This is a genomic window from Candidatus Hydrogenedentota bacterium (assembly GCA_018005585.1).
Lineage (GTDB): Bacteria > Hydrogenedentota > Hydrogenedentia > Hydrogenedentales > JAGMZX01 > JAGMZX01.
In genome coordinates, this window is sequence record JAGMZX010000250.1 from 1 (window position 1) to 5,111 (window position 5,111).

The following is a 5,111-nucleotide window of genomic DNA, read 5'->3' on the forward strand; positions in this document are numbered from 1 at the left end:
TGTGCACCTGGAGCCGCCCGCGGCGCGCCAAAGCTTCTTGCAGCGTCATGTGTGTTCACCTCCCTTCGGCACGGCAGTACGGCGCGTGATGCGCGTGGGCAGCCGTGGGGTTCGTCTTATTGCGATTGTTCAGAAATGGGCGGGGACGGCGGCCGGACAAGCCGCCGCCGGCCCCATGCCTGTAAAGTCCCGCGGCCCGGACCTCCCGGGCGCAGGACCCCGTTTGCTGGGTCAGTATGCCGATTCAAGTTTCAAAGAGCGCGTTCGCCGGGGCCTTGCCCCGCCGTCTGTCTACATCATCACAGGATCATTGGACCCCTTTATGCATACTTTTCGCGGCGGCGTCGGCACCGCCGCGTTCTCAATCCTTCTCTTCCGGCCCCGGGATGCTGCCGAGCAGATGCCCGAGGAAATCGCGCGTCTTCCCGGCCGGTTCGCCGGTCTCCGCCGCCTTCGCGGGCGCCTCCTCCGTCTCCTCGTCCGTGTAGCCGAGCCGGCCCGGGTCGTAGTCGAGGCGCTGCAGGAAACCGAAGTCCTCGCCGTGCACCGGCACGCAATCCGGCCCGCAATCGCCCCGCCTCAGGCGGGCGGCCATCTGCGCAATGGCTCGGCTAAACCACGTGCCCAGTTCGTCGTAGTACTCGGAGGACACGGTGTAGAATCCGCTCCTGGCTTCAAGTGCCTCCAACCGGTTTTCCTCGTCTCCCTGCCAATGGGCCCGGTATTCGTCGGGCGTGCCGCACAGGCCCACCACGCAATGGTACAGGTCACCCAGCACGATGCCCCGCCGGCACTGGAAATTGCCGGGGACGCCCTCGATCAGCAGGACCAGCTGCCGCAGCGTCAGCGGCTCGCGCTGGCCCGGCGTCACGAGGCGCACGCACTTGCCGTACTCGTCCTGCTGGCAGTAGCGGATCGCGCCGTCCACGTACTCCGCCGTAATCGTTTCGACGTCGCCGCACGTGGAGTGCAGGGACACGCGCGCGATTTCCACTTCGCCCGCTTCCGCGTCGGGCAGGTATTCGCCGCCCATCAGTTGCGGGTGGACCGCCCCGAACGCATGCCGCAGTTCGGGCGCCAAACTGTCCGCAAGCACCGCCTCGGGAATTTCTTCGTCCGCGCCTTCCACAAAGCGCCTTCGGATGCTCCGCCGGCGGTGTTCGCCTTTCACGTTGGCGAACACGCTTTCGGGGCCGCTCCAGTAGCTCGCCGGCCGGTAATCGAGATTGCAGCCGTAGCTGTTCATGGCTCGTCTTCCTTTCTTCGGTTCGGGCGGGACGGGGATGGGACGGGACGCCGGCCAGACAGCACGGGGACAAGGGGGGATTTGCGCGTCCTCGTGGACGCGCCACATCGTTCCCGGTCTCCGGGCTGGCGGTAGCACCTTGTCCGCGTGGCGGACAGGTTGCCGGGCGGTCATCGGGCCAGTTCCCTCGCGCCGCTCATGATGCAGGTTCAAATTTCCAGACACACAATCAGGCGGAACGTCATGAAGCCGGGGCCATTCCCGGCGGAGTGCGCTGCGCGGGCTCGCGCCGCAAAACGGGGCGGCACGGGCGCGCGGGCGCCTGTTCAGGGGCGTTCACCTCCTTTCCAGGGCGTCCAGAGGAGGCGGGCGGGCAAAAAAGAAACCCTCTCGACGGCGAGAGGGTAATTTACGTGATGGATTGCCTTCCGCGAGGAAGACCTCATCGTTCCCGGTTTCACCGGGCTGGCCTTGGCACCTTACCCTTCAGGGCAGGTTGCCGGGCGGTCACTGGGCCAGTACCCTAACGCCTCTCTGGATGCAACATCTTCAACTGTCAACACCTTTATAACACAACCGGCGGCAAATGTCAATACCCGCGCTATGGGCAATACGAGAATCCTCACACGAAGCCCGTCTGCCTCTCTTGCCATGGCGGGATTGCTGCTACGCCGGGTCGCCCAAGTCCCTGATTCGCTGGTCGAGTTCGCGCAGTTCCGCCTGCAAGGAACGCAGTGTGCTCTCGGCAAGGGACGTGCCAGCGCACGTGGAAAGCTGTTGCAGGGCCTCCAAACGCCTGAACAGTATACCCACATATATAATGGCACCGAGTGTGCCAGCCAGGATTGCCAGCATTATGAGGAGGGGCAATCCCAGAACAGCGCCCAAAAGGAAGCACCCCAGCACTCCAAGTCCGATGAACCACCAGCCCCGTTTGCCCGCTTGAAACACCGCGGCGAACGTTACCGGAGTTTCAACTTCCAGGGAAGTCGTCTGCAGGACTTCGATACGATGAAGGACCTGCCGGCGTTTCTTCAGCAGACCGTCGCGCGCGTCGCGTTGCAGCATGGGTCTCGCCGCCCCGCTACTGTTCGGCGCCCGCGCCGTCTCCCGGGAACACGTATCCGCAGAAGCGGCACTTGCGCGCGGCGACCTTCACTTCCTCGGCGCAATCGGGGCATGTCTTCGAGCCGGATGCTTCAATCAGCGCAAGCGACGGAGGACGCGTGCCTTCGAGCAGCTTTGTGCTCGGCGATGCAAGCATGGCCTGCGGGTCTTTGCGTGCCTGCGTTTGAAGCGCCGCGATTTGGGCGTTGCTGCGCACGATATTCTGCAAGTTAGCGTCGTCCATGGCGGGACCGGGGAGCTTGTCTTCCGTTGCGGGACTTTCCTTGATGCCTTCCATCAACTTCTCAAGACGGCGGCGGAAGGTGTCGTCCACGCGGGAATCCACAAGGATGCGAGGTTGCACCAACGGAATGTTGGGTTCCATGACTTCACCCTGCGGCGCGTTCTCGCGCACAGTGACTTCGTCGCATTCCGTTGTGATGCGCGCCCCGAAGATATGCGCATAGGCGGTCAACTGCATTGCCACCCGCTCCGCATGCAACTGGCCGCCGTGCCCGTCCCCGATGCCGATCTTGCTGGCGGTGCATGTGCCGTCGAGCTTGACCCAGAAGACGTCGCTCTCAAAGCGGAACCAGTTGTGCAGACTGTAGCCTGTACGAAGGAATCCGGAACCCAGCATCAAGGCAACGAACGCGCTAAAGACCGTGACGATCGCCACGCCGGGTGTCAACTGTTGCCCGCCGAGTACCCAGGCCGGTTGCAGCAGCAGGGCGTATCCCGCGCAACGCAGGGCGCCGCCGCCCAAGTCCATTACGATTGCGTTGAGCGCTATTCCGCCGCGCACGGGAATGGGCTGTGTCTCAAACATCAATTCAGCGCTGAAACCCTGCGTTTGATGCTGGCCCATCGTCTGCATGGACGGCTCGCGCGACCGCAGCAGCCGGTTCGGCATGTCCTGGACCCGAAGTTCATTGGAGACTTTGCGCAGGTGATTGAAGAGGTTGGCCGGGTTCCCGCTTGTTTCGACCTCAAGTTGTTCCTCCACGAAACGCACGCCGGGGACATGAAGCGGAATCGAGGCGAGAGTAGCCAATACCTTGATCGTTACCGCGAACACCGACACCAGCGCGAGCAGGTACGGAAGCGGCCACCCCGGCCCAACAAAAGCCTCCAAGTCTGCTTCTGCCACAGCTTCGGCGGGAATGAAGCGGGGCAAGGTCACCAGGCCGGTAAGAAACAGGAGACCCACCACAAGGCCGCCGAGTCCCTCCGCGGCGCGGCGCTGAACCGTGCTGAGATAACGCAGCCGTTGCGAAATGACTGCGGACGCGGTCACCAGGCCGCCCATGGGCAACTGGTAGGTCCGCAGAATCTGTTTTTCGAAGAAATCGCTGAGGGTCTGCTGCGCGTCCCGAATGCCCTTGGGGACGTCCCCCGGCACAAAGAAGGACATAAGATTCTTCAAACCGCCCAGCACGCCGAACAATACATGCAGAACCGCGGCGAATGCGGCCAGAAAGCTAATCCCCCAGAAGATCAGTGGTACGACGAGGCGGCCTACGGCACTCGGGTCCGACACAGGGCGCTGCAGCAGTTCCAGCTGGTGTGGGACGGCCGCCGCCATTTTCTGCAGGGCCGGCGCGCTCGTGAGCAGGAGAAATGCCAGGAAACTTCCGATAAGGACCCGCACCAGCCCGTACACGTGGTTGGGGTTCTTGATGTCGAGTTGATGCTTCCGAAGCGTTACCGTTGAGCCGCTCATACCCCGCTGCACCTTCCCGTTTGTGGACTCCGCGGACGAATAAGTGGACACGTATACCCCGAGCCTCACCATTTCATGCGCCGCGGACCCCTGTGGTCCATTTCCCTTCCCGCGTCCAAGGGCCGTATTATAGCCAACGCCTGTTGGGGGGACAACACTGCGAAACACTGCGAAACATTAACGCCTTGGCGAGAGCTTGATGGGGAACAACCCGAGTCACTTCACGGGCGTCCCGCCCGTGCGAGTCAATGACAGGGGTTTAGGAGCATGGTCCCCGCTTTCGCGGGGAAGATGCCCATGCCACGGTGGCACGGGCGTCCCGCCCGTGCGGGTCAATGACAGAGGATTGGGAGCATGGTCCCCGCTTTCGCGGGGATGATGCCCATGCCACGGTGTCCCGGGCGTCCCGCCCGTGCAGGCCATATGGAAACTACGGTCTCCGACTGCTTTTCGACGCGTATCGCGCGCGAAGTCTCTTTCGTATAGACTATGAGTGGCGTTCCGGTGGAAAGGCGGGGGCGGCCCGGAACGACAATAGAATCGGGGGGCCGGGGCGGTGGGAGGACTGTTCATGAAGCGGTGCGCGTTGTTGGTGGGCGTGAATGAGTACAAAGGCCTGAACCCGCTGCAGTATGCGCGTCAGGACGCGGAATCGTTCGCCGAGATGCTTCAAAGGTGCTGCGGCTTCGAGGAACACGAAATAACACTGATGACCTGTCAGGCGACGGGCGCCACGTGCGCGTTTTCCCGATTCGTGGAACACGCGTTGACGGACCTGACGGAACGGCGCGACCTGGACCTGCTGGTCTTTGGCTTCTGGGGCCACGGTTTCGCGCCGGAGCCGGGGAAGCGGTACTTGTGCGGGATCGACACGCTGGAGAACGACCTGGACCGCACGGCGGTGCCGCTGGACATCGTGCGCGCGAAACTGGCGCAGGCGGGCGCGCGGGACACGCTGCTGGTGCTGGACTGCTGCCAGAACCGGCCGGCGGGCCGGGGCGCGGCCGCGGCGGCGCTGGAACGGGGCGCGGAAGG

4 protein-coding genes and 2 riboswitches are annotated in these 5,111 nt (G+C 63.5%); of the genes, 1 reads left to right on the top strand and 3 read right to left on the bottom strand.

What is annotated here, in order from left to right:
• Positions 1-361 precede the first annotated feature (361 nt).
• The 3 genes from KA184_23175 to KA184_23185 form a co-directional block, all read right to left on the bottom strand.
• Positions 362-1,246, bottom strand: a complete 885-nt coding sequence (locus KA184_23175; protein MBP8132493.1) for a hypothetical protein — start codon at positions 1,244-1,246, stop codon at positions 362-364.
• Positions 1,247-1,347: 101 nt separating this feature from the next.
• Positions 1,348-1,454, bottom strand: a riboswitch (SAM riboswitch).
• A gap of 231 nt (positions 1,455-1,685) precedes the next feature.
• A riboswitch (SAM riboswitch) is annotated at positions 1,686-1,791 on the bottom strand.
• Between the two features lie 121 nt (positions 1,792-1,912).
• The gene (locus KA184_23180) at positions 1,913-2,314 is read right to left on the bottom strand and encodes a hypothetical protein (GenBank protein MBP8132494.1); all 402 of its coding nucleotides are present in this window, start codon (positions 2,312-2,314) and stop codon (positions 1,913-1,915) included.
• Between the two features lie 16 nt (positions 2,315-2,330).
• Complete coding sequence (locus KA184_23185) at positions 2,331-4,076, bottom strand: zinc ribbon domain-containing protein (protein ID MBP8132495.1); 1,746 nt, start codon at positions 4,074-4,076, stop codon at positions 2,331-2,333.
• A 571-nt stretch (positions 4,077-4,647) separates the two neighbouring features.
• Between KA184_23185 and KA184_23190 the strand changes: the two genes are divergently transcribed.
• The coding region (locus KA184_23190; GenBank protein ID MBP8132496.1) for a caspase family protein at positions 4,648-5,111 on the top strand (464 nt) is incomplete at its 3' end.

Bases quoted from the DNA above. Each gene is read 5' to 3' on its own strand.
- KA184_23175 (MBP8132493.1), bottom strand. From the start codon at position 1,246: ATGAACAGCTACGGCTGCAATCTCGATTACCGGCCGGCGAGCTACTGG.
- KA184_23180 (MBP8132494.1), bottom strand. From the start codon at position 2,314: ATGCTGCAACGCGACGCGCGCGACGGTCTGCTGAAGAAACGCCGGCAG.
- KA184_23185 (MBP8132495.1), bottom strand. From the start codon at position 4,076: ATGAGCGGCTCAACGGTAACGCTTCGGAAGCATCAACTCGACATCAAG.